Source organism: Bacillus sp. FJAT-27231, from assembly GCF_001183975.1.
GTDB lineage: Bacteria > Bacillota > Bacilli > Bacillales > Domibacillaceae > Pseudobacillus > Pseudobacillus wudalianchiensis.
This window is the reverse complement of the sequence record NZ_LFZU01000001.1, coordinates 3,203,908-3,223,744: the sequence shown is the minus strand read 5'-3', so window position 1 is coordinate 3,223,744 and position 19,837 is coordinate 3,203,908. Positions and strand designations below refer to the sequence as shown.

Genomic DNA, 19,837 nt, shown 5'->3' with positions numbered 1-19,837 from the left:
AAGAGATGCCGGTCCGTTGGCATCTCTTTTTAGGCTGTTGATAACTATTTTTTAATCAGTTTCGGAAAGGGATGTTTTTAATCTTTGGAGCCCATCTTCTACGAGTGATCGTGGACAGGCAACATTCATGCGTACAAATCCTTCTCCGCCGCTCCGGTATTTAGAGCCTTGGCCAAGAGCGAGTTTTCCTTTTAACAGCAGCTTCTTCATTAACTCTTCGTCGCTGAGCCCAAGCTTGCGGCAATCGATCCAGACTAAATAACTTCCCTCTGGTTCAATGGCTGTTAACTCTGGCAGCTCACGATCGATAAATTCTTTTACGAGCCGAGCATTGCCACGGATATAATTAATGACTTCATCAAGCCAAGGGCCGCCTTCACGGTAGGCTGCTTCCATCGCCGCAATTCCCATCATATTTAAGGTAAAGAACCCTTGCTTCGCTAGCACTTTCTGAAGCTTAGCGCGTAATTCCCGATTAGGCACAATCATAGCTGAGGATTGAAGACCTGCTAAATTGAATGTCTTGCTTGGTGCGATGCATGTCACGACGGTAGACTGAAATTGCTCCTGAATAGAAGCGATCGGTATATGCTTATGAGGTTCAGCTGTTAAGTCACTATGTATTTCATCGGAAACAATGAGAACATTGTGTTTTTGGCAAAGCTCCGCAATGATTGTCAGCTCTTCTTTCGTCCAGACACGGCCGCCAGGATTGTGAGGGCTGCACAGTAAAAAGAGCTTTACTTCCTTACGAGATAACTTTTCTTCTAAATCGGCAAAGTCGATTTCATAGCGATCATTTCGCAAGACGAGTTCACTGTTCACGACGAGCCGGCCGTTGCGCTCAATCATATCGAAAAAAGGTGTATAAACCGGTGATTGCAGTAAAACAGAGTCTCCTAAATCGGTGAATGCTTCTATAGCTGTGCCAAGAGACGGCACAACACCGTGGTGGAATAGCAGCCAGTTTGTTTCAATTTGCCAATTATGCCGCTCAGCCATCCAGTTCTTAATGGCTTCTCTTGTAGAATCGGGGATGACTGTATAACCATAGATGCCATGTTCGGCTTGCTTGATAACAGCTTCTTTTACGGCATCGGGCGCTTCGAAATCCATATCTGCGACCCACATTGGCAAAGCGTCTTCTACACCAAACACAGCTTTTATGTTGTCCCACTTCACCGCGTTCGTTCCTGTGCGGTTAATCACTCGATCAAATCTACTCATAATCTTCACCATCCTGACAAGTAATATATAATCATGTTAAATTATTTTAAGAAAAAAGGGCAGTATTTTGTTCTTTTACTTAAGGAGGCATAAAAGTATGAACAAAGATATTGAAAAGAATAGAGCATTTGACCGCATTCTCCGTGAATTGGACCCATTCAAAGAAGGAGGCGATTTTTACGACACAGAAACAGCTGATGCGATCCAAGCCGTGCATCAATTTGATAATAAGCAGGTATTAGCCCGGAAAATCCAAGAGATTTATGAATTCTCTTTTGAGCAGCCGCTTTCATTAACGAGTTGCTTGGAAGTGGCAGAGAGGCTGCTTCAAATAAAAAATAATTTATCTTGTGGATTATGACATAAAAAGATTTAACTTTTGGACGATAAAACAAATGGAGCAAAATTACAGGCTGTTGATAAACGTTCCTTTTCTCTTTGGGGATGGCATCGTGTACGTATGGTTAATAAACTCCATTGGTATCACTGGTTTTATTTTCTGGCTTGGCATTTCTGTCAGCCATTATCGTTTCCGTAAAGCATTTTTGGCGCAAGGGCATTCGCTTGATGAGCTGCCATACCAAACAAAATGGTATCCATTTGGTCCTTTGCGATCGTAATCGGCTTAATCGTCATTCTAGCCCAAAACTTCCAGGCGTTTCTTGCTGATAAGATTGACTGGGGAAGTGTGGTAGCAGCCTATATGGGTATTCCGCTTTTCTTCTCTTATGGCTTGGCTATAAATTTATTAAGAAAACAAAAGTCGTTCCTCTTTATGAGTGTGAGTTTGATCTTGCTGATGAGGAAAAGCATAATTAAAATAAAAAAAGGGCAACGCAGGAACTGCGTTGTTCTTTTTTTTGTGCAAAAAATATGAAAAAGGGGTCGTGTTATCGTAGGTGAATTTGATATAATTGTGTCATTCGATGAAAATTTGGAGGAATTGTTGTGAAAATAAACAATGACGAACGAGAGATACTAGAAATTCTCGAAAAAGATGCCCGTTTGACAGCATCTGATATTAGTAAAATGATAGGAAAAAGTGAAGAAGCTGTACAAGCGATGATCAAAAAATTAGAAGAGGCGAAAGTTCTCGTTCACTATACAGCTCTTGTTGATTGGTCTAAAGTTGATGACGATCAGCGAGTAACTGCGATGATCGATGTGAAGGTAACACCGAAACGTGGAGTCGGCTTTCATGAGACAGCGGAAAGAATCTATCGTTTTAAAGAAGTAAGTTCTGTGTACTTAATGTCAGGAGCTTATGATTTGTCTGTTACCGTTGAAGGGAAATCTATGAATGAAATAGCTAGATTTGTTTCTGAGAAACTATCTGTACTGGAAGAGGTTGTATCGACAACGACCCATTTTCAGTTGAAAAAATATAAGCACGACGGCAGAATCTTTGAAGAAAAGCAAATTGATAATAGAATCGTGGTGTCTCCGTAATGTTAGGAACGAAAAGCTATATCGCTAAGTCAGTAGAGTCAATGCGGCCATCTGGTATCCGTAAATTTTTTGATTTGGCTGCCGGAATGGAAGGGGTTATCTCACTCGGAGTAGGAGAACCTGACTTTGTTACTTCATGGTCTGCACGTGAAGCGGCCATTTTATCACTTGAGCGCGGCCTAACATCTTATACGGCCAATGCCGGTCTATTAGAATTACGAGAAGAAGTATCAGGTTATATGAAAAACCGGTTTCACGTTTCTTATCAGCCAAAAGAAGAAATTATTCTTACGGTAGGTGCCAGCCAAGCGTTGGATTTAGCGCTGCGAGCTATTCTTGATCCTGGTGATGAAGTCGTGATTGTAGAACCTTGTTTTGTTTCCTATGCACCACTTGTTGAATTGGCGGGGGGAAAGAGCGTTACTGTAGAAACAACGAGTGACCAGCAATTTAAATTACAGGCAGCAGCGCTTGAACAGGCTATTACTTCAAAAACGAAAGCCCTGTTGCTTTGCTCACCTAACAATCCAACAGGAGCTCAACTGGATAAAAAGGATTTAGAAGAGATTGCTGCGATTGTGAAGAAGTATGATTTGCTGGTAATTGCTGATGAGATTTATGCGGAGCTTGCTTACGATATTCCTCACACGTCCATTGCAAGCTTGGAAGGCATGAGAGAACGGACTATTTTAATTAACGGTTTCTCAAAAGGCTTTGCCATGACGGGATGGAGACTTGGATTTATTTGCGCGCCATCTGAACTGGCAGCCGCTATGTTGAAAATTCATCAATACGCAATGATGTGTGCTTCTACTCCTGCACAATATGCTGCGCTTGAAGCGTTAAAAACAGGAATGAAAGATGTTGAGGAGATGAAAAAAGACTATCGGCGCCGGCGCAATTATATCGTGCAATCTTTTAACGACATGGGGCTTGATTGCCACACACCGGGAGGAGCGTTCTATGTATTTCCTTCTATTCGGAGCACCGGTTTAACATCAGAGCAATTTGCGGAAGAGTTATTGAAGGAACAAAAAGTAGCGGTTGTTCCAGGATCGGTCTTTGGAAACAGCGGAGAAGGGTTTATTCGCTGCTCCTATGCTTCTTCAATGGAGCAGCTGCAAGAAGCGGTAAGAAGGATTAATTGTTTTATCAATAATAGATGAGAAGGCAGCTTAGCTGTCTTCTTTTTTTGTGTTGACGCTTACTGCTATAGGTTTCAAAGAAAGAAGGTAGTGGAAAAGAAACCATAATGCAAAAAAGGAGGGACATAGATGAATGTGATTGTAATCGGGGCAGACAGCCAGGTTGGTCAGTTCGTTATTCGAAACTTAATGGAAAGAGGCCATCAATCAATTGCTGTGATCAACGAAGAAAATAAAGTACATGACATGAAAAAGCTGGGCGCTTCAAAAGTCGAGGCGAATGGCCGAGAAGATTTTACTGCTGCTTTTTCAGAATGTGATGCTGTCATTTTCATTTCTGATTCTAGTCCTAATACAGGAGCGGGTAAGACAGTCCTAGTAGACCATCAGGCGGTTCTAGATGCCGTCCAAGCTGCACAGCAAAACGGCGTTAAACGATTTATTATGATGAGTGCCGTGCGGGTGGGAGAAGGTCCGACAAGCAGTGATGAGATGATTGGAGCAAAAGACAAACCAGATGAATGGATTAAAGAAGAAGCCATTGTTCATACAATCGTTCGGCCAGCTCGCATGACAGATGAACCTGGCAGGGGGAAGGTAGCTATTGCGGATTCCATCACAGAAGGAGATCAAACGATTCCTCGAGAAGATGTTGCTGCTCTATTAGTTGCTGTGCTTGAAAGTGAGACCGCTCTTAATCAAGTATTTGAAGTGGCTAGTGGGGACATGGCTATTGACGAAGCCGTCCAAGCTCTTGGATGAAAAGTGGAGAATAAAGGAGGATTTCTATGAACTTAACGTCAGTGCTCATTACGGCCCTTATTGTGTTTATTCTATTATTTATTGTTATTCCTATCGGCTTTTTTATCTATATTTACATTAAAGACGATAGACAAAAACAACATGCGATTTTACGTAACTTTCCCGTCATTGGAAAAGTCCGATACTTTACTGAACACATTGGTCCTGAATTGCGGCAATATTTATTTGAGGGTGACAATGAAGCTAAGCCCTTCTCAAGAAAAGAATATCAGGACATCGTAAAAGCCGGTAAATATAAAGAACGGCTAGTTGGATTTGGTTCAAAGCGTGACTTTACTGAAGACGGGTTTTACATACGGAATACATTATTCCCGAAGCAACGAGAAGAAATGAAAGTAGATAATACGGAAAAAATAAAAACACGTGTGTATAAAGTAGATTCTGATAATTTATTTACTCGCAAAGAGCACAGTGAGGAACGATTAATTGATCCATACTATTTAAGAGAAGAGGATGCTGTCATTCTCGGCGAGAACAGATGTCGTCACCCATTCAAGGTAAAAGGGCTAGTTGGTCAATCGGGCATGAGCTTTGGGGCGCTCGGTGAAAGAGCTATTACAGCATTGTCCAAAGGGCTAGGGCTGGCAGGAGGTACGTGGATGAATACCGGAGAAGGAGGCCTATCTGAATATCATCTTGAAGGCCACCCAGATATTATTATGCAGATCGGCCCAGACTTATTTGGTGTGCGTAAACCGAGTGGTGAATTTTCATGGGAAGAATTTAAAAAGAAGAGCGAGATTGAAAATGTAAGAGCATTTGAATTAAAACTGGCACAAGGAGCAAAAACGAGAGGCGGGCATGTTGAGGGTGAAAAAGTAACCGAAAAGATCGCTGCCATTCGTCTCGTGGAACCGGGAAAAACGATTAACAGTCCGAATCGTTTCTATGAATTTGATGATGTTCCAACTATGTTTGATTTCATTGAGCAGCTGCGTTCTGTTGGCGGCAAGCCGGTCGGTATTAAGATTGTTGTGGGAGATCTGGATGCCCTTGAAAATATGATTTCCTATATGAAGGAAAGCGGAAAAGGTCCAGACTTTATTACGGTTGATGGCGGTGAAGGAGGAACTGGGGCTACTTTCCAAGAACTCGCTGACACTGTAGGGCTGCCAATCATGTCGGCCTTGCCTGTTCTAGATGAGATGTTGAAAAGGTATGGTGTTCGTGACAGGGTAAAGGTGATTGCTTCAGGCAAACTGATTACTCCTGACAAAATAGCGATCGCACTTGCTTTAGGAGCGGACCTTGTGAATATCGCACGCGGGTTTATGATTAGTGTCGGCTGTATTATGGCTCAGGTATGTCATAACAATACGTGCCCGGTCGGTGTAGCTACGACTGATGAAAAGCTGCAAGACGGATTGGTTATCGAAGAAAAGTACTATCGTGTGTGTAATTATGTAGTATCACTTCGAGAAGGATTATACAATTTAGCGGCCGCCGCTGGAATTGACTCTCCAACTAAGTTCCAGCGAAAGCATGTTGTTTACAAAGACGAACTGGGCCGCCTTGTGCCGCTTGAGGATATTATTATGGCGGCAGAACGAGCGCAACGAAAGAAGGAAGCTTAATAAGAAAGTGAATAAAGTGGCAGTTTTCATAGAGGACAACTTGTCTCTTTTATTTATTTTTAAAACACAATAATTTAATGATAGAAAATAGACTCTTAGAGCAGCTGAACAAGCTGCTCTTTTCTTAAGATAAGCTCAATTAAATGTTGTTTTTTAATATAGTTGATTGTAGCGGAAAGCGTCCGCCTGCAGTGAAAATCAACAACAAACCATAACAGAGACTAATGATAAATAGGAAAGATAACCATTTGTACACAAACGAAAGAAGGCAGCTATTTTTAGCTGCCTTCTCTAGTTAAGGGGAGAATAGGGAATGTTGCTCATTTTAATCATTCCCTATTTATCTATAAATTATTCTCCTTTTGTTAAAATAATTTTAAAAAAATCCAGTTGGCCGCCACGCAAGTGAACGGGGAAAGTGGCTATGCTTAGAAATTTATGATGGAATATGTTATAATTTTACGATGCGTAGATAATGAAATTAATATTTAGGAGTGTTTGGATGGGAAATCAGATCGAACAAGGACAGATTATCACAGGAAAGGTAACGGGAATCCAGCCTTACGGAGCGTTTGTTGCGCTGGATAACGGTACGCAAGGACTTGTCCATATTTCAGAAATTACTCATGGGTTTGTAAAGGACATTCATGATTACCTTCAAGTGGGCGAAGAAGTAAAGGTAAAGGTAATGTCCGTTAACACAGATGAGGGGAAAATCAGCTTATCCATTCGAGCGACAGAAGAGGCAAAGCCGTCTGCTGTACAGCCAGTCCGTCGTTTAAAGATTGATGAAAATAGTGAAGGATTCAACACGTTAAAAGACAAGCTGCAGGAATGGATTGCTCAATCTGGAGAAGGCAAGTAACGCAACAAAATAAGTATCAATTGAGACAACAGTAAAGATTGAAAAGCATGAGTGATGATTTACTCATGCTTTTTTTAGTGCTTATAGAAATAAATATAGATAAAAACTGCGAACCATGTATAATGAATTTAAAATATTTAGAAAAATATTAAAGGGGGCTGTAGAAGGGTAGAAATTTTTAGCTAATGCTAGGCATAAATACGATGACGATAAAGGGGAGTAGAGAATGAAAGAACAACACAAAGAAAAGCAAGAAGAAATCAATATGCCATTTTCCTTGGCTATTATTCCAATGATTATGATGGTTGTCGTAATGGCTGTTACCATTATAAAATTTGAGGGGAGTCCACATGTGCCGCTTTTGGTTGGTGCGGCTATCGCAGCATTTATTGCTACAAGACTCGGGTATAAGTGGGAGGTTATTGAGGAAGGCGCTTACAATGGAGTGCGTTTAGCCTTGCCGGCTATCTTCATTATCATGTTAGTTGGCATGACAATCGGTGCTTGGATCGGCGGCGGCATTGTAGCGACTATGATTTATTACGGGTTAAAAATTATTACACCTTCTTTATTCCTCGTATCAATTTGTGTGATTTGTGCCATTGTATCCTTAGCTATTGGCAGCTCGTGGTCAACGATGGGAACAATCGGCGTTGCTGGTATGGGAATTGGACTTAGCATGGGAATTCCAGCTCCAATGGTAGCAGGAGCTATTATTTCGGGCTCTTATTTTGGTGATAAAATGTCTCCTTTATCAGACACAACTAATTTAGCTGCAGGTATTACAGGAACTGAATTATTTGATCATATTAAGCATATGTTTTATACGACGGTTCCCGGAATTGTACTAGCCCTTATTGTTTACTTTTTTCTTGGACAGAAATTTGCCGGTGCAGCGATTGATTCTAAAGAAATTAATGACGTATTAATCGCCTTACAGAACAATTTTGTTATCTCTCCATGGCTCATGCTCGTACCGCTGACTGTTATTCTGTTAGTTGTAAAGAAGGTACCCGCTATACCTGCGCTTGGAGCAGGGATTCTTTTAGGGTGGATCTGCCATGCTTTTGTGCAAGGAAGCTCTTTAGCGGAAGCAGTCAATACTCTTCACGATGGGTTTGCTATTGAATCAGGTAATCAAATGGTAGACGATTTGTTTAACCGCGGTGGAATTGGAGACATGATGTATACGGTTTCACTCGCTATTATTGCCATGACATTTGGGGGGATTATGGAGCGGACAGGGATGCTTAAGGCGATTGTAGGACAAATTTTAAAGTTTGCCCGCTCGGCGGGAAGTTTGATTGCTGCAACTGTTGCTTCTGCATTTTTCACGAATGCAACCGCTTCTGAGCAGTATGTTTCTATTCTTTTGCCAGGAAGGATGTATGCCAAGGCTTATCGGGATAAAAAGCTGCACTCCAAAAATTTATCGCGTGCCCTTGAAGATGGCGGAACAATTACATCGGCACTTGTTCCTTGGAATACGTGTGGTGTCTTCATTTTAGCAACATTGGCTGTTCATCCTTTTGCTTATGCTCCATATGCTATTATGAATTACTCGGTTCCGATTATTGCGATTATCATGGCTTTTATTGGCTGGAAGGTAGAGTTTCTAACAGAAGAGCAAGTGAAGGCTTTAGAAGCAAAGGAAGCAGGACAAACAGAAACTGCTTGATGTTACAATGACTAACTCACAGAGAAGAAAGTTTCCTTTTCTGTGAGTTTTATGTTTACTCTGTGAGTTGCCTATAAGAGTTTGATTTCAGTGCAAAAATATTTTGCATATGAATAGTTTTTTTGCGCTTAGACCGAAAAGTTAATCACTGGAAGTTAAAAACACCCCTAAGTACTCCTAGCAGGTGTAGAAGAACAACCGCTAGCTAGTAAAAAAGAGCAGCTGAGATCATTCAGTGCTCTGTTAAATAGTTTTATAAATTGATTGCTTTGCCAATATTATATTTTCGAATACGGTATTGTAAGTTTTGGCGACTCATCCCAAGGGCTTTCGCGGTTTTTGTTACATTAAAATCATGATGCTGCAGTGCTTTTGTAATATAGTATGTTTCGGCTTCTTGGATATAATCGTCAAGTGGCAGAATGGCTTTGTCTGGTTGATAAAGAAAGCCTTCTACTCTCTCTAAATTACTTGATAAACCGCCACTGCCGGATTTATTACGAAATTGAATCGGCAGATGATCAAAAGAAATGACCTCTTCATGATCCATTAAATTCATTGCACCTTCAACGACATGTTCTAATTCACGGATATTGCCTGGCCAGTCATATTCTTGAAAATAGCTTTTTACTTCTTCATCAACAGTGGCTACTTCCATGCCGAATAAGTGATTGTATTTTTCAATAAAAACAGAAGTGAGCAAATCGATATCTTCTTTGCGTTCTCGTAATGGAGGAATAAAGATCGAAACAACGCTTAAACGATAGTAGAGGTCTTTTCTTAAATTTCCGGCTGCGATTGCATCAATGGGATCTTCGCTAATCGTAGCAAGAATGCGAACATCAACGAAAATGTCTGTTTTTCCACCTTCGCGACGTACTTTCTTCTCTTGAATGACTTTTAACAATCTTGTTTGCAGGGCCGGGCTAAGTGAGTCAATTTCATCCAGCAGAATTGTACCGCCATGCGCCTGTTCGAATAAGCCTGGACGTCCCTCTGTTCCCTCCTCTTCAACACCAAACAGCAAGGTTTCCATTAATGTATCTGGCAAGGCTGCACAGTTTTGTGAAAGAAATACTTCGTCAGCACGGGGACTGTCATTATGAATACTATGGGCAAATAGTTCTTTTCCAGTTCCGATTTCACCAATAATTAGCACAGAGGAGGCGGTACGGGCAGCCCGTTTTCCAGTTTCAATTGCTTCTTTCAATAATGGGTTTTCTCCAAGAATTTGATCAAATGTATAACGAATGTCGTCTTTCTTATACATATTTTCTTGAATCATTTTTTCTAGCTTCGTAACGTCTTTGGCAATTTCTACAGCGCCGATCACGGTTCCATTCTCTTCAATTGGGAAGGTGTGGTTAATGGTTGTGATTTCTTGTCCTCTGTTATTAAAATAGGTCTGCTTGACATTTTGAATGCTTTCCCCTGACTTTAACACTTGCAGTAAAGTGCTTTCTTGGGCAGCGCCAAAGTCAAAAACGTCCATTAAATTTTTATCAAGAACATCATCAATATCCATTCCTTCAATTTCCCGCATTTTTTGATTGTAAATAACCGTTCTTTCGTTAGAATCAATGACATGAACTCCTAGCTCGATTTTCTCCAGGATTTCTTTGTACATTGTTAATAGCGATTCTAAACTTTTTGCGTTCATAGAATCCCCCTCTTTAAAATATATTTCTATTTTAAGAAAAAACACTTGAAAAAAGCAATAATATTTTGCATTATAATAAATGTAAGGGTTTTGTTGATGCAAAAATAATTTGCGCATAAAACGTATTCAGTCGCATAAAAAGCGGATTTTTCGCCCATCTTAAAGAAGAAAAGATATTGATTCCATATAAGCATGAACCGTTTGTTGACTTTTCAAAACCAGAAAAAAGAAAGTCTTTGAAGAAGCCCTTCAGTTTGCAGAAGGTTGTCTTGGCTAGGATTACCCGCTTGTGATCGCCGGAGAGAAGATTATAAAGGAAGATAAAATTGTTTCTTACAATCTTGCTGGTAAAACAAGCAATCGGCCGCGCCTCTAAATTAAATGAAGGCCAAATCTGGTTAAAGCGTGTAAGTGCAGAAATGGGTGGGGAAGATACAAATCCGAATGGCTTTAATGGAAAGTTGCTAGTAGAAGCCTGCGCTTAGGAGACTATTAGAGCGAAACTATTGAAAATAAATGGAGGGAAAAAGATGGCTAACACAGTCCAATCACAAGAGATTATCAAGCAAACAGAAAAATACGGAGCGCACAACTACCATCCGCTACCAATTGTTGTTTCTGAAGCAGAAGGCGTTTGGGTGAAGGATCCAGAAGGTAATAAGTATATGGATATGCTTAGTGCTTACTCTGCTGTAAACCAAGGGCATCGTCATCCGAAAATCATTCAAGCTCTAAAGGATCAAGCAGATCGGGTAACTTTAACATCCCGTGCATTTCATAACGATCAGCTTGGACCTTGGTATGAAAAAGTTGCCAAATTAACAAATAAAGATATGGTATTGCCAATGAACACTGGTGCAGAAGCAGTAGAAACGGCTTTAAAAGCGGCTCGTCGTTGGGGATACGATGTAAAAGGCATTTCTGACAACCAAGCTGAAATTATTGCTTGCGAAGGTAACTTCCATGGTCGTACAATGGGGGCAGTATCGTTGTCATCAGATGAAGAGTATAAACGTGGTTTCGGTCCAATGCTTCCAGGTGTTAAACTTGTGCCATATGGCGATCTTGATGCTTTAAAAGCAGCCATTACTCCAAATACTGCTGCATTTATCATTGAACCTATCCAAGGGGAAGCGGGAATCAACATTCCGCCAGCTGGATATATGAAAGCCGCTTACGAGCTTTGTAAAGAAAATAATGTTATGTTTATTGCGGATGAAATTCAAGCTGGGCTTGCGCGTTCAGGTAAGATGTTCGCCTGCGAATGGGAAGACTTGGAGCCGGATATGTATATTCTTGGTAAAGCACTAGGAGGCGGCGTATTCCCAATTTCTTGTGTAGCAGCAAATAAGGACATTCTTGGTGTATTTAACCCTGGTTCACATGGTTCTACTTTCGGTGGAAACCCAATGGCTTGTGCAGTTTCTATAGCGGCTCTTGAAGTGCTTGAAGACGAAAAGCTAGCTGACCGTTCTCTCGAATTAGGAGAATATTTTGTGGGCAAACTGAAAGAAATTGATAACCCAATGATTCAAGATGTACGTGGTAGAGGTTTATTTATTGGTGTAGAGCTGAATGAGCCAGCACGTAAGTACTGTGAAGCATTAAAAGAAGAAGGATTGCTTTGTAAAGAAACTCATGACACGGTCATTCGTTTCGCTCCTCCACTCGTTATCTCAAAAGAAGAATTGGATTGGGCGATCGAGCGTATTCAAAAAGTGCTATCTGCAACAAACTAACGATTAAATAACAAAAGAGGCGAATTTCAAAATGTCGGAAAATCTAAATTTATTCACATCAACTCAGGATGTCATTAAAGAAGCTTTGACAAAATTGGGTTACTCTGAAGAAATGTATGAGCTCTTGAAGGAACCATTACGTATGTTGACAGTGCGTATTCCTGTGCGTATGGATGATGGTTCAACAAAAGTATTTACTGGTTACCGGTCACAACACAGTGATGCAGCTGGCCCTTCTAAAGGCGGCGTTCGCTTTCATCCGGATGTGAATGAAGAAGAAGTAAAAGCTTTATCAATGTGGATGACGCTTAAAGCAGGTATTGTTAACTTACCATATGGCGGTGGTAAAGGCGGAGTCGTTTGTGATCCTCGCCAAATGTCAATGGGTGAATTAGAGCGTTTAAGCCGTGGTTATGTTCGAGCTATTAGCCAGATTGTTGGCCCTACAAAAGACATCCCGGCTCCAGACGTTTATACAAACTCACAAATTATGGCATGGATGATGGATGAATATAGCCATATTCGTGAATTTGATTCTCCTGGCTTTATTACAGGAAAGCCGCTTGTATTAGGTGGTTCACACGGACGCGATAAAGCAACGGCAGAAGGCGTAACGATTTGTATTAAAGAAGCAGCGAAAAAACGCGGCATCGATATGGAAGGCGCACGTGTCGTGATCCAAGGTTTTGGTAATGCCGGTAGCTTCTTAGCTAAATTTATGCATGATGCTGGTGCGAAAGTTATTGGGATTTCTGATGCTTACGGTGCCCTTCATGATCCAAATGGTTTGGATATCGATTATTTAATTGATCGCCGTGACAGCTTTGGTACCATCACTACATTATTTGAAAATACAATTTCAAACCAAGAGTTGTTAGAAGTAGACTGTGATATTCTTGTGCCAGCTGCTATCTCTAACCAAATTACAGAAAAGAATGCTGCTAATATTAAGGCATCTATCGTTGTAGAGGCTGCTAACGGTCCAACAACAATGGAAGCGACAAAAATATTAACAGAAAGAGGCATTCTACTCGTTCCTGATGTATTAGCAAGTTCAGGCGGAGTAACTGTATCTTACTTTGAGTGGGTACAAAACAACCAAGGTTACTACTGGACAGAAGAAGAAGTGCATGAAAAGCTTCATGAAACTTTAATCAGTGCTTTTAACAATATTTATGAAACTGCTCAAACACGTGGAGTAAACATGCGTCTCGCTGCTTATATGGTTGGCGTTCGCAGAACAGCAGAAGCTTCTAAGTTCAGAGGATGGGTCTAATTAGATAGAAACAAGAGAGAACAGCCTCCATAATTCAAGGCCGGTGAATATTCACCGGCCTTGTTTTTGTTATTAAGTGTTAGGTGTAGCTGTACGGCGATTGTCTGTTTCATTCCATGTTTTGAATAAAAGCCCCAGGTTGATTAGACCTGCTAATCCTACAAGGATGTAAACAATTCTTGAAATGACGGAGTCCTGGCCCCCAAACATAGCTGCTACTAAATCAAATTGAAACAGTCCGATTAATCCCCAGTTAAGAGCTCCGATAATGGTAAGCGTAAGAGCAATACGTTGAAGTGTATTCATATTCGTTTTCCTCCTTTCAACTATAACGATGTTTAGTATGTGCGAATTTTGTTTTTTCATACATAGAACAAAAAGTGTGTTGTTTTGAAAAAAGATGGTGGATTTATCATAATAGAATAAAGGAGGAGAAAGGATGAATCGATTTATTCAATATAACCCCGTTAAATGGATTTTTGGAAAAGGGTCTATAGGCAGGCTGCAGGCAGAATTGTCTCGTTTCGGAAAAAATATCCTTTTGGTTTATGGAGGTGGCAGTATTAAAAGAAATGGCTTGTACGATGAGGTGATGGAAAGTCTACAGGCTATTCATACTAACGTTTATGAGCTGCCAGGTGTGGAACCTAACCCGCGGCTTGATGCTGTACATAAGGGTGTAGAGATTTGTAAGAAAGAGAATATCGACTTTATTTTGGCGGTTGGAGGTGGAAGTGTCATTGATTCTGCAAAAGCAATCGCAGCTGGAGCAAAATGTGAAGGGGATGTTTGGGAGGTTATTTCGCAAGGTAAAGCGATAAAGGAAGCCCTTCCACTTGGTACGATTTTGACATTAGCGGCTACCGGCTCCGAAATGAATGCGGGGCTTGTGATTACAAATTTGGCCACTAGCCAGAAAATTGATTGGCACAGCCAATATGTCTTTCCTCAATTTTCAATTTGTGACCCCTCTTATAGCGTAACGGTGCCACGTGAGCAAACGGTTTTTGGAATTATTGATATCATGTGCCATATTCTAGAAAATTATTTTCATAATGGTGAGCATACGGAATTACAAGACAGCTTCGGTGAAATAACGTTGAAAACACTAATTGAGACCGCGCCGCGATTATTGGCGGAGCCTGATAACTATGATGCTCGCGCGAAAGTCATGTATGCAGGCACCATTGCCCTAAATGGAACTTTGCAATCAGGCTATCGTGGCGATTGGACGGCACATATTATTGAGCACGCACTATCGGGTTTGTATGATATTCCTCATGCTGGTGGACTTGCTATTCTGTTTCCGGTATGGATGAAACATGCCATTGATTCTCATCCGGCTCGTTTTGCGCAATTGGCAGTTCGGGTATTTGGAGTGGATGATGCGGGCAAGACAGAAAAGGAAGTAGGATATGAGGGAATTGAGGCCCTTCAAAACTTTTGGGTGACTTTGGGTGCCCCAACTCGTCTTGCGGATTATGGAATTGATAGCAGCCGCTTGGAAGAGATAGCTCAGCACTCCATGATGAGAGGAGAATTTGGGCGTTTTTATCGGATGGATAGAGAACGGATACTAGCTATTTTGCGTGATTCTTTCTAATACATGAAATTTAGAAATTCTGCGGAAAACCGCGGAATTTTTTTATTATTGGAGATACTATAAAAAAAGAGAGGAGATGATGACATGATTGAATTGCCTTCAGCTCTAGAAGGAAAAAGATTTAATTTATACGACTTAGAACAAAAGTTAAAGCCGATCGGTTATTCAATCGGCGGCAATTGGGATTATGATCATGGTTCTTTTGACTATAAGATGAATAACGAAGACGGGTACCAATTTTTGCGGCTCCCTTTTACTGCGATCAATGGCCAGTTAGACTCACCAGGTGTAATCGTTAAGTTTGGTTCCCCATTCGTTCTCGCCCACATCTTTGAAGGAGGAATTGATGAATTAGCCTCTCCAGGGAATATAGGCGGTGCTTTTAATCAGTTTGCGGAGCCTAAAGAGGCTGATGCTGACGTGAAAGAAAAATATTTAATATCAGGCAAGAGAATACTCGAAGAAACAGAAAAGGTTCTTAATGTTTAATGACGAGCAATTGGTCGCTAAGGCTAATTTTGAAAGTGAGCGGGGGATTAATTGTTATGTTTCCCGCTCTTTGGATGCCAATCAAGAGAACCCGATTTTTTAAAAGGATAATGGCCAGCTCCCCGAATGTGGTATTATTCCACTCTAATTCTGGCGTTATAGACTTTAAGAATCCGCCGTTTTTAGGATCAATTAAATGCATTAAAGACGATGAAGCACCTTCTTGTTGGATGCTGCTTAACATGACAGAGCTTGCATGTTTATTCGTTTGAATCACTTCGTCGGCTCCAGCTCGTTTAGCATTCACTACCTGATCGTTTGTTAAGATTTCTACGATGCAATGCAAAGCAGGATTGCTGCCTTTTACAGCTACTAGAGTTAAAATAGAGCTCATATCTGCGTGCATTTCGTTTTTATTTTGGTCTGATGTAATTAAAGCAGTCGCGGCTTCTTTTATATTTGCTTTTCTCAACGTTACATCTTTGTAGGGAGCTCCTTGAATGAAGTGAACAATTTTTTCTGAATAAGGGTTTGTCCGCAGTGATTCATCAACAAGAACGACGTGCCGAGAAAAGGGAAGGGTACATAAGTGGTCGATGATTTCTTTCGTACGTTCATTCCATCCAATGATGACTAAGTGATTTTTATTTGTATAAATGGCTCTCCCCTCCTGTAAAGAGTTTTGCAAAGATACGGCAGCAGCGGCCAGATTAATGAAATAAGCTGATAAAAAACCAGCCCCTGCAAAAATTAATCCGATCCCAAGAAGTCTTCCGGCTGTTGTTTTGGGAGCAAAATCTCCGAAACCAACCGTGGAAGCAGTAACAACAGCCCACCAAATTCCTTCGAAAACAGTTGGGAATGTATTAGGTTCTATAAGATGGACAGCTGTTCCAAAGAGAATAATGAAAAAGACTGCAATTGTAAAGATACGAAGTAAAAGAGGAGATTCGACAAATTTATAGTATATCGCCTGAAACATAAAGCTATCCTCCTTATACAAATTTTTAATATTCTTTTAAAAAAAGTATTGATATTTATAGTGAAATTAATATAATAGTCAATAGGGTACTGAGACGGGGCATTAGCTCAGCTGGGAGAGCGCTACACTGGCAGTGTAGAGGTCAGCGGTTCGAGCCCGCTATGCTCCATTATCATAAAGAGCCTGCAGACAATCTTGTCTGCAGGCTCTTTATCTGTTATTACACTTAATGGCCTATCCTGCAAGAAACATAATGGTAATAATGACAGCTGATAAAATTATTCCTCCGGTCGTCCGTGTCCACTTTGTTGTCATTCTATTCTCCTCTCTTTTTTGTCATGACGAAAAGTCTTTTTTTTATTATTCCCTGTCTCGTAAAAACTATGCCTTAGGCGCTGTAAAATATGTCATTCTCCCTGTTTTGATTCATTGGCTGGAAATTTGGTATAGAAAGCTTTAAAATGATAAACGGCTTTTGTTTACATCATACATCCAGATCTTTCAAAGGAGGACGTCTATGGACAGTCCGAAGTTTAATCCTTATGTGGTTTTAATTATCGGTGTTTTCTTCGTTTCTACTTCAGCTATATTTGTTAAGTTGTCTACAGCTGATGCAGGAGTGATTGCATTTTACCGCCTGCTGTTTACTGTTTTACTTATGCTTCCTTTGTTTCTTGTTAAATACGTGGGAGAACTAAAGGAGATTTCAAAGAAGGATTGGTTCTTCTCCTTTATTGCAGGTGTTTTTTTAGCATTTCATTTCATTCTTTGGTTTGAGTCTCTGAATTACACTTCTGTAGCGAGCTCTACCGTGCTTGTCACTTTACAGCCGCTTTTTGCGTTTGTTGGTACGTACTTTATTTTCAAAGAACGTTTTACATTGGGAGCTTTAATTGGCGGAGGGGTTGCCATTGCTGGAAGCTTTATTATTGGGTGGGGGGATCTACGGGTTAGCGGACAAGCCCTCTACGGAGATGTGCTGGCTCTTATTGCTTGTGCGTTGATTACTGGCTATTTGCTATTCGGTCAAATAATCCGTAAACGCATGTCATTAATCACCTATACGTTTATCGTTTATTTTAATTGCACGATTGTTTTATTTTTTTATGTTCTATTCAAAAAGGAAGCTTTCTATCCATATCCAGCAAAGGAATGGTTATACTTCTTTTTGCTAGCCGTCCTATCCAATCTGCTGGGACATACTTTATTTAACTGGTCGATCAAGTATATTAGTACCTCAGCTGTGTCAATGGCTATATTATTAGAACCAATCGGTGCTAGTATTCTTGCCTGGTGGCTGCTGCGGGAAAAATTAATGACCGCACAAATAATAGGAGGAGCTATCGTACTCGCCGGACTTTTATTATTTGTAGCTGATCCTAAGAAGATAAAAAATATAATCTATAGGCGGAATAGGGAGATTCACGAATAAATAGGGAGCTAAGGAAGCTCTCTATTTTAATTTAGAGAAGAGAGCAGAGAAAAAGATATTCAAAGGCTAATAGAAAGTGATAAAATAAAACGTGCTAGATTTTACTGGATTTATTGGGAAAATAAAAAACCTTTATTTTTTTAAAAAGTGCTTGCTATATTAATTTTATCGTGATATATTATTACTTGTCCGAAAGACAGAAACGAAAAAAGTTTTTGACAGGATGAAACGAGTGTGCTAATGTTGAGAAGCACTCTTGATTGATCTTTGAAAACTGAACAAAATACATGCCAGTAAGTTAATTCTTATTTTTAAATGAGCTATGCAAACAATCTTTTTGGAGAGTTTGATCCTGGCTCAGGACGAACGCTGGCGGCGTGCCTAATACATGCAAGTCGAGCGGACTTGACGGAGCTTGCTCTGTTCAAGTTAGCGGCGGACGGGTGAGTAACACGTGGGTAACCTGCCTGTAAGACTGGGATAACTCCGGGAAACCGGGGCTAATACCGGATATTCTTTCTTCTCCGCATGGAGAAGGATGGAAAGGCGGCTTCGGCTGTCACTTACAGATGGACCCGCGGCGCATTAGCTAGTTGGTGGGGTAATGGCCCACCAAGGCGACGATGCGTAGCCGACCTGAGAGGGTGATCGGCCACACTGGGACTGAGACACGGCCCAGACTCCTACGGGAGGCAGCAGTAGGGAATCTTCCGCAATGGACGAAAGTCTGACGGAGCAACGCCGCGTGAGTGAAGAAGGTTTTCGGATCGTAAAGCTCTGTTGTTAGGGAAGAACAAGTACGGGAGTAACTGTCCGTACCTTGACGGTACCTAACCAGAAAGCCACGGCTAACTACGTGCCAGCAGCCGCGGTAATACGTAGGTGGCAAGCGTTGTCCGGAATTATTGGGCGTAAAGCGCGCGCAGGCGGCTTCTTAAGTCTGATGTGAAAGCCCACGGCTCAACCGTGGAGGGTCATTGGAAACTGGGAGGCTTGAGTGCAGAAGAGGAGAGCGGAATTCCACGTGTAGCGGTGAAATGCGTAGAGATGTGGAGGAACACCAGTGGCGAAGGCGGCTCTCTGGTCTGTAACTGACGCTGAGGCGCGAAAGCGTGGGGAGCGAACAGGATTAGATACCCTGGTAGTCCACGCCGTAAACGATGAGTGCTAAGTGTTGGAGGGTTTCCGCCCTTCAGTGCTGCAGCTAACGCATTAAGCACTCCGCCTGGGGAGTACGGTCGCAAGACTGAAACTCAAAGGAATTGACGGGGGCCCGCACAAGCGGTGGAGCATGTGGTTTAATTCGAAGCAACGCGAAGAACCTTACCAGGTCTTGACATCCCGCTGACCGGTCTGGAGACAGATCTTTCCCTTCGGGGACAGCGGTGACAGGTGGTGCATGGTTGTCGTCAGCTCGTGTCGTGAGATGTTGGGTTAAGTCCCGCAACGAGCGCAACCCTTGATCTTAGTTGCCAGCATTCAGTTGGGCACTCTAAGGTGACTGCCGGTGACAAACCGGAGGAAGGTGGGGATGACGTCAAATCATCATGCCCCTTATGACCTGGGCTACACACGTGCTACAATGGATGGTACAAAGGGCTGCAAGACCGCAAGGTTTAGCCAATCCCATAAAACCATTCTCAGTTCGGATTGCAGGCTGCAACTCGCCTGCATGAAGCCGGAATCGCTAGTAATCGCGGATCAGCATGCCGCGGTGAATACGTTCCCGGGCCTTGTACACACCGCCCGTCACACCACGAGAGTTTGCAACACCCGAAGTCGGTGGGGTAACCCTTACGGGAGCCAGCCGCCTAAGGTGGGGCAGATGATTGGGGTGAAGTCGTAACAAGGTAGCCGTATCGGAAGGTGCGGCTGGATCACCTCCTTTCTAAGGAA

At 41.6% G+C, this 19,837-nt stretch carries 16 protein-coding genes, 1 tRNA gene, 1 rRNA gene and 2 pseudogenes; 16 read left to right on the top strand and 4 right to left on the bottom strand.

Annotated elements, in window-relative coordinates:
- Window positions 1-51: 51 nt before the first annotated feature.
- The gene (locus AC623_RS15510; RefSeq protein ID WP_049663955.1) at window positions 52-1,227 is read right to left on the bottom strand and encodes a MalY/PatB family protein; all 1,176 of its coding nucleotides are present in this window, start codon (window positions 1,225-1,227) and stop codon (window positions 52-54) included.
- A 97-nt stretch (window positions 1,228-1,324) separates the two neighbouring features.
- On the opposite strand from AC623_RS15510, the gene AC623_RS15505 reads away from it, so the two are divergent.
- From AC623_RS15505 to nhaC, 8 genes and pseudogenes are all read left to right on the top strand, one after another.
- Entirely contained in the window at window positions 1,325-1,588 is a 264-nt protein-coding gene (locus AC623_RS15505; RefSeq protein WP_049663952.1) for a DUF1871 family protein, read from the top strand.
- Between the two features lie 76 nt (window positions 1,589-1,664).
- Window positions 1,665-2,046: pseudogene (locus AC623_RS21185) on the top strand (amino acid permease); the annotation flags it as partial.
- A gap of 129 nt (window positions 2,047-2,175) precedes the next feature.
- Window positions 2,176-2,676, top strand: coding sequence for an Lrp/AsnC family transcriptional regulator (locus tag AC623_RS15500; protein WP_049663950.1), 501 nt, complete (start codon window positions 2,176-2,178; stop codon window positions 2,674-2,676).
- Window positions 2,676-3,842, top strand: a complete 1,167-nt coding sequence (locus tag AC623_RS15495) for an aminotransferase (protein ID WP_049663949.1) — start codon at window positions 2,676-2,678, stop codon at window positions 3,840-3,842. Before AC623_RS15500 ends, AC623_RS15495 begins: the two co-directional genes overlap by 1 nt.
- Before the next feature lie 108 nt (window positions 3,843-3,950).
- Window positions 3,951-4,583, top strand: coding sequence for an NAD(P)H-binding protein (locus tag AC623_RS15490; RefSeq protein WP_049663947.1), 633 nt, complete (start codon window positions 3,951-3,953; stop codon window positions 4,581-4,583).
- Window positions 4,584-4,609: 26 nt separating this feature from the next.
- A complete protein-coding gene (locus AC623_RS15485; protein WP_049663946.1) occupies window positions 4,610-6,217 on the top strand; it encodes an FMN-binding glutamate synthase family protein in 1,608 nt (535 codons plus the stop codon).
- Window positions 6,218-6,719: 502 nt separating this feature from the next.
- Entirely contained in the window at window positions 6,720-7,082 is a 363-nt protein-coding gene (yugI, locus tag AC623_RS15480) for a S1 domain-containing post-transcriptional regulator GSP13 (RefSeq protein WP_049663944.1), read from the top strand.
- Between the two features lie 226 nt (window positions 7,083-7,308).
- The gene (gene nhaC, locus AC623_RS15475; protein ID WP_049663942.1) at window positions 7,309-8,760 is read left to right on the top strand and encodes a Na+/H+ antiporter NhaC; all 1,452 of its coding nucleotides are present in this window, start codon (window positions 7,309-7,311) and stop codon (window positions 8,758-8,760) included.
- Window positions 8,761-9,013: 253 nt separating this feature from the next.
- On the opposite strand, the gene AC623_RS15470 is transcribed toward nhaC, so the two are convergent.
- Window positions 9,014-10,420 (bottom strand): sigma-54 interaction domain-containing protein, encoded by a 1,407-nt coding sequence (locus AC623_RS15470; protein WP_049663940.1) that lies wholly within the window; start codon window positions 10,418-10,420, stop codon window positions 9,014-9,016.
- Between the two features lie 173 nt (window positions 10,421-10,593).
- On the opposite strand from AC623_RS15470, the pseudogene AC623_RS21995 reads away from it, so the two are divergent.
- The 3 genes and pseudogenes from AC623_RS21995 to AC623_RS15460 all read left to right on the top strand — a co-directional run.
- A pseudogene (locus AC623_RS21995) lies at window positions 10,594-10,806 on the top strand (L-glutamate gamma-semialdehyde dehydrogenase); the annotation flags it as partial.
- A 144-nt stretch (window positions 10,807-10,950) separates the two neighbouring features.
- Window positions 10,951-12,159 (top strand): ornithine--oxo-acid transaminase, encoded by a 1,209-nt coding sequence (locus AC623_RS15465; RefSeq protein ID WP_049663937.1) that lies wholly within the window; start codon window positions 10,951-10,953, stop codon window positions 12,157-12,159.
- 31 nt (window positions 12,160-12,190) lie between these two features.
- Window positions 12,191-13,435, top strand: coding sequence for a Glu/Leu/Phe/Val family dehydrogenase (locus tag AC623_RS15460; RefSeq protein WP_049663933.1), 1,245 nt, complete (start codon window positions 12,191-12,193; stop codon window positions 13,433-13,435).
- 72 nt (window positions 13,436-13,507) lie between these two features.
- Here the strand turns inward: AC623_RS15460 and AC623_RS15455 are convergent, their stop codons facing one another.
- A complete protein-coding gene (locus AC623_RS15455) occupies window positions 13,508-13,741 on the bottom strand; it encodes a DUF378 domain-containing protein (RefSeq protein ID WP_049663932.1) in 234 nt (77 codons plus the stop codon).
- A gap of 133 nt (window positions 13,742-13,874) precedes the next feature.
- Between AC623_RS15455 and AC623_RS15450 the strand changes: the two genes are divergently transcribed.
- Together AC623_RS15450 and AC623_RS15445 are read left to right on the top strand one after the other, a co-directional pair.
- Window positions 13,875-15,038, top strand: coding sequence for an iron-containing alcohol dehydrogenase (locus tag AC623_RS15450; RefSeq protein ID WP_049663930.1), 1,164 nt, complete (start codon window positions 13,875-13,877; stop codon window positions 15,036-15,038).
- An 84-nt stretch (window positions 15,039-15,122) separates the two neighbouring features.
- A complete protein-coding gene (locus AC623_RS15445; protein WP_049663928.1) occupies window positions 15,123-15,527 on the top strand; it encodes a YugN-like family protein in 405 nt (134 codons plus the stop codon).
- Here AC623_RS15445 and AC623_RS15440 read toward each other — a convergent pair.
- A complete protein-coding gene (locus AC623_RS15440) occupies window positions 15,517-16,509 on the bottom strand; it encodes a potassium channel family protein (protein ID WP_049663924.1) in 993 nt (330 codons plus the stop codon). The genes AC623_RS15445 and AC623_RS15440 overlap by 11 nt on opposite strands.
- A gap of 96 nt (window positions 16,510-16,605) precedes the next feature.
- On the opposite strand from AC623_RS15440, the gene AC623_RS15435 reads away from it, so the two are divergent.
- From AC623_RS15435 to AC623_RS15425, 3 genes are all read left to right on the top strand, one after another.
- A tRNA-Ala gene (locus AC623_RS15435) sits at window positions 16,606-16,678 on the top strand.
- Between the two features lie 348 nt (window positions 16,679-17,026).
- Window positions 17,027-17,941, top strand: a complete 915-nt coding sequence (locus AC623_RS15430; RefSeq protein ID WP_049663922.1) for a DMT family transporter — start codon at window positions 17,027-17,029, stop codon at window positions 17,939-17,941.
- 334 nt (window positions 17,942-18,275) lie between these two features.
- A 16S ribosomal RNA gene (locus AC623_RS15425) occupies window positions 18,276-19,829 on the top strand.
- Window positions 19,830-19,837: the final 8 nt, after the last annotated feature.

Bases quoted from the DNA above. Each gene is read 5' to 3' on its own strand.
- AC623_RS15510 (WP_049663955.1), bottom strand. From the start codon at position 1,227: ATGAGTAGATTTGATCGAGTGATTAACCGCACAGGAACGAACGCGGTG.
- AC623_RS15505 (WP_049663952.1), top strand. From the start codon at position 1,325: ATGAACAAAGATATTGAAAAGAATAGAGCATTTGACCGCATTCTCCGT.
- AC623_RS15495 (WP_049663949.1), top strand. From the start codon at position 2,676: ATGTTAGGAACGAAAAGCTATATCGCTAAGTCAGTAGAGTCAATGCGG.
- AC623_RS15490 (WP_049663947.1), top strand. From the start codon at position 3,951: ATGAATGTGATTGTAATCGGGGCAGACAGCCAGGTTGGTCAGTTCGTT.
- AC623_RS15485 (WP_049663946.1), top strand. From the start codon at position 4,610: ATGAACTTAACGTCAGTGCTCATTACGGCCCTTATTGTGTTTATTCTA.
- yugI (WP_049663944.1), top strand. From the start codon at position 6,720: ATGGGAAATCAGATCGAACAAGGACAGATTATCACAGGAAAGGTAACG.
- nhaC (WP_049663942.1), top strand. From the start codon at position 7,309: ATGAAAGAACAACACAAAGAAAAGCAAGAAGAAATCAATATGCCATTT.
- AC623_RS15470 (WP_049663940.1), bottom strand. From the start codon at position 10,420: ATGAACGCAAAAAGTTTAGAATCGCTATTAACAATGTACAAAGAAATC.
- AC623_RS15465 (WP_049663937.1), top strand. From the start codon at position 10,951: ATGGCTAACACAGTCCAATCACAAGAGATTATCAAGCAAACAGAAAAA.
- AC623_RS15460 (WP_049663933.1), top strand. From the start codon at position 12,191: ATGTCGGAAAATCTAAATTTATTCACATCAACTCAGGATGTCATTAAA.
- AC623_RS15455 (WP_049663932.1), bottom strand. From the start codon at position 13,741: ATGAATACACTTCAACGTATTGCTCTTACGCTTACCATTATCGGAGCT.
- AC623_RS15450 (WP_049663930.1), top strand. From the start codon at position 13,875: ATGAATCGATTTATTCAATATAACCCCGTTAAATGGATTTTTGGAAAA.
- AC623_RS15445 (WP_049663928.1), top strand. From the start codon at position 15,123: ATGATTGAATTGCCTTCAGCTCTAGAAGGAAAAAGATTTAATTTATAC.
- AC623_RS15440 (WP_049663924.1), bottom strand. From the start codon at position 16,509: ATGTTTCAGGCGATATACTATAAATTTGTCGAATCTCCTCTTTTACTT.
- AC623_RS15430 (WP_049663922.1), top strand. From the start codon at position 17,027: ATGGACAGTCCGAAGTTTAATCCTTATGTGGTTTTAATTATCGGTGTT.